Consider the following 4105-nt stretch of genomic DNA (forward strand, 5'->3'; position numbering starts at 1 on the left):
AAAAGAATTTCTTCTACTGTGGCAAGGGAGCAAATTTAAGTGCCAGTGGATCAACGGGTAGGTAGATCTCTATTTGTCGGGGGACAAGAACATGGTCCCATTTGAAGTCGCTATTTTAGCGGCTTATTTGTTTTATGGGTACAAGTTCTTGTCCTCGACTCGGGACAAGAACTTGTACCGATTGCCGTAAAGGACAAGAACATGTGCCGATTACCGATTAGATAAGTATTTAACTGGGTTTCCATGGAATTTCATTAAGCTCTAGAACAATGTGAACAAATTTTATACCGTTTTACTAATGACAGCTCATCTTATTGTTATTTGGCCAAGAAAGATCATGAGTATATTGGGTTCATCATCCTATCATGGAGCTTTTCAATAAGCAAAGGGTTCCCAGTATTAAGGATAGAGGCCTTATACTCATCAGCAAAGCATAGAAATAAAGGCATAGGCAGGAAGTTAATTGAGCATGCAATTAATTTAGCTAAATCAAAAAAAGCCACACGATTACAGCTAGAAACACATGATGATAATGCACCTGCTCGTTCTTTGTACAAGCAACTTGGATTTAAGTTAATACAAGGTAAGGGCGTATATATGTCATTTTTATAGTATTTGGTTTTGAACTAAAACCAGCTAATATCTTGTCAACATTTTTCTCTTAAATTAAGTGTGGGATGACGGTATACTGAAAAATAGGCGCACTAAATAACCTTCTCAGTACATGCTGGAAAGCTGTTCTTCCGGATGAAAAATGTGTTAACTAATCTAAATCGACAAACCTTTCTTGCTTCACTAGAAGGGCATAAATCCAGTGAAGGAGCTTGTTGACGCAGGCAATGAGGGCAACCCGGTAAGGCTTTCCGGCTTCGCGTTTCTTATCGTAATATTCACGTAACCTCTTGCTTCCGGTCTTTTTTAGACCGCATAGTACAGCGAGATATAGGGCATGACGCAGCTTCTTAGACCCGCGTTTGGTAATGCGATTGGTTGTCGCTGTGAACTTACCAGAAGAGTAGACGCTAGGGTCAATTCCTGCGAAAGCTACTAGCTTTTTGGCGTGATTAAACCGATGGACTTCCCCGATCTCGGACAAAATCGTTGCAGCGATTTTGCTACCTATTCCGGGAATCGATTGGATAATCTGATAAGATTCAACTTCTTCAGCAAGGGCATCGATCTGACTTTGCAGGCGGGAAAGATGCTCTTGATATTGAAGAAGTAAGTCAATGAATAGTGCTAAGCTTATTAGATGGCTACTATAACTCACTTTTGGAAATGGATTATTGGCTGCAGCAACCATGATACAGCTTGCTTTGTCACTAGCCCAATGATTAGATCGACTAGGGCAGAGGCAGGTAATTGTGTGTGTTACGGTTGATACGCCAGCTGTTTGAAATGCCCCAGGAGTCATGAACTGTTTTAAAAGGAGCAATGAAACTTTTGAATAAAGGTCACCGAAAATACCTCTATAGTCCGGAAAGACTTGATCTAGAACGGCCTGAAACTGAAGCTTCACCTGTACATACATTTGTGTGAGCGAGTCAAACTGACGCGTTAGATGCCTAAGATTTAGTAGTTGAACCCCTCGTTGCATATGGTCTTCAAATTCCTCTTTGTAGTACAGCTCGCAGAGCCGATAGGCATCGACTGCATCTGTTTTCACTTTCCGTAGACTTGACTTTTTGGCTTGATGTGAAATGAGAGGATTCACAACTAAGAATAGGATATCGTGTTCTTCTAGAAACTGAATTACAGCCTGATGGTAATGTCCTGTCGATTCCAGAATCACAACTGGAGCTTTGCCTGCTGTCTCCTGTACAGTTGAAACGACATCTAGCAGTTGGCTAAGACCTACTTGGTTATGCTGAAAACAAAAAGGGTGTCCCATGGGATTCCCTTTGTCTAAGAAAACTTGTCCATCACTTTTACCTTTTGAAATATCCAGACCAATGACTGGATTCATGAAATACTCCCTCCCTTAAAAGTGAAAATGTCGGTACCCCTAAAATAGCTCATAGTTCCACAACATCGCTTGTTATGCGAGATCTAGGTCGTCTCAACCAGCTTAAACATGGTTTCTACAAGTAGGGGGCGATCAGTTTTAGCGACGGGTTACAGACCCAGGGGAACGTCCGATCTGCCCGACTACTGAGAAATACACCACCATAACAAAAGTGGTCAACCAGTAAAAACTGGCTGACCTCATAATACGAAGGGGAACGTTAGTTCAATAATAAAAAATGCGTAAAAACCTTCAACCTCTTACTGAGAGGGAATGAAGGTTTTTTTCTTAACACTTCTTTCGTAACATCATATATTTTCTGTTATGTTCGTCGTCTTCTCTATACAGAATATGACAAGATTTGGTGAAATGGCATATTGCGGCGCTGTATGAAATGCAGAAGCTGAAAGAGAGCGGGGCAGCCGGGTACCGAAAGCAACTGGACCATTCACGCCTGAACGTTGAACCGTTTCTGGGTATGGTCGAGACGGAAGCGTCTGAGCGGTTGCAATTGTCTCAGCAGCATGAACAGGCGCTGGCAGATCGGGCGGACGTGATCTTTGGCCAGGAACAGGAACTGGCGGAGCTGCGCAAGGAGTTGAAACAGCAGGACGAGGAAGTGGCGCGACTCATCAAAGAAGGTGAAGCTTCGTCCCAGGCTGGCTGAACAACTGCAGGTGACGGTCCGTGATAAGGCCGTGATCGCCGAGCAGCGGGGGCAATTGTTCCGCCCGTATCCCTTCTTTACTCCTCTTCCTCCGTAATTACTATCACAGAGGCACTTGCCCGTCTGATCGGCCCGTTGTCTGAAGTAAAAGTCACCGGACTCGTAATTGTAGTATTTTCTTTTACATCTGGAAGGATAAACGGTACATGGAGCGTTTTGCTCGCGCCGGGATCCAAACGGTCGATCTGCTGTTGTATGCCCAGCACCGGAGCGATTAATTTTCCGTTAATGAGCGTGATGTTTCCTGTGTTCACGACTTGAATGGTGAAAATCACGGTTTCCCACGGCCGGCCTTGATTCGGGTCTACCGTTTCGGTCAGTTGAGCATCGGCTACTTGGGCCTCCACAATCACCTCGACCGATGCACTTGCCGTTCTGAACGGCCCGTTATCCGATGAGAACGTGACCGGACTGATAATCACTGTGGTTTGATTCACGTTCGGAAGGACGAACGGTACTTGGATGGTTTCAATTGCACCAACGTCGAAATGTGCGATATGAAATTGGATGCCCAGCAGCGGGGCAGTCAGCACTGCGTTGGTAAGCGCGACGTTTCCCGTATTGCGTACCTGGATGGTGAAAATGACCGTTTCCCCTGGCCGACCTTGAGGCCGGTCGACCGTTTCAGTCAGTTCGGCATCCGGGATCACTGTCGTGTTAATGAATACCGTCTCCTGCTGCAGCGGGGTTTGATCGGAAAAGATCGTGACGATGTTCGGGAATACCGTCCCGCCGGTCGTCCCTGCCGGAATCGCAAAGGGCAGGTTGAACGCACGCTGCTCGCCGGGCGCCAGTGACGCGATGACGGTCCGGAAGCCGACAAGCGAATCGGAGACACGGATGTGCGTAACCGTCCGGCCTGTTACATTCGTGATCGTGATCGTCTTGATCACCGTCGTTCCCGGGTTCGCTGTTGACGGATGGCCCTGAACGTCCAATTCCAGCAAGGCTATCGGCTCGGCGACCGTGACGCGCGTTTCGCTTTGCACTGGAGGAGAACCCGGAGGCTGCTCCGCCCAAGTAGCGGTCACGCGGTTCGCTATGACGGTTCCGTTCACTGCCGTTACAGGGATCGTAAATGCAAAAGTTACCACTGCCGTATTGCCCGGGGCGATCGCCGCAATTGTCTCCACCGTTTCCGTCAGCGAATCGTTGACGACCACATTCGTCGCCGGGTTGATGCCGGTGTTCGTGACCAGTACTGTATAATGAACCGTTTCGCCTGGCGCTGCCTCATTGCGGTCCGGAAGCTTCACTACTTCCAGCGTCGTATCCACCCCAAGTGCCGATTCTACGACGACCTCAGCCGTCGTCTCCAGCGGCGGCGTTTGATCTGACGAAACCGTGAACGTATTGATAAGGGTACTGCCAAT

The 4105-nt window shown here is 47.2% G+C and carries 4 protein-coding genes; 2 read left to right on the plus strand and 2 right to left on the minus strand.

From position 1 onward, the window contains the following. Positions 1-279: 279 nt before the first annotated feature. Complete coding sequence (locus tag IAE55_RS33475) at positions 280-612, plus strand: GNAT family N-acetyltransferase (RefSeq protein WP_145165366.1); 333 nt, start codon at positions 280-282, stop codon at positions 610-612. Positions 613-763: 151 nt separating this feature from the next. Here the strand turns inward: IAE55_RS33475 and IAE55_RS33480 are convergent, their stop codons facing one another. Further along, positions 764-1966, minus strand: a complete 1203-nt coding sequence (locus tag IAE55_RS33480; RefSeq protein WP_145165352.1) for an IS110 family transposase — start codon at positions 1964-1966, stop codon at positions 764-766. A gap of 403 nt (positions 1967-2369) precedes the next feature. On the opposite strand from IAE55_RS33480, the gene IAE55_RS33485 reads away from it, so the two are divergent. Further along, positions 2370-2672, plus strand: coding sequence for a hypothetical protein (locus tag IAE55_RS33485; RefSeq protein WP_145156371.1), 303 nt, complete (start codon positions 2370-2372; stop codon positions 2670-2672). A gap of 77 nt (positions 2673-2749) precedes the next feature. Here IAE55_RS33485 and IAE55_RS33490 read toward each other — a convergent pair. After that, positions 2750-4105, minus strand: a 1356-nt coding sequence (locus tag IAE55_RS33490) for a DUF7507 domain-containing protein (protein ID WP_200634964.1), incomplete at its 5' end; no start/stop codon positions are given.

The sequence above is a fragment of the Paenibacillus sp. S28 genome (genome assembly GCF_016624415.1).
Classification (GTDB): domain Bacteria; phylum Bacillota; class Bacilli; order Paenibacillales; family Paenibacillaceae; genus Paenibacillus_AQ; species Paenibacillus_AQ favisporus.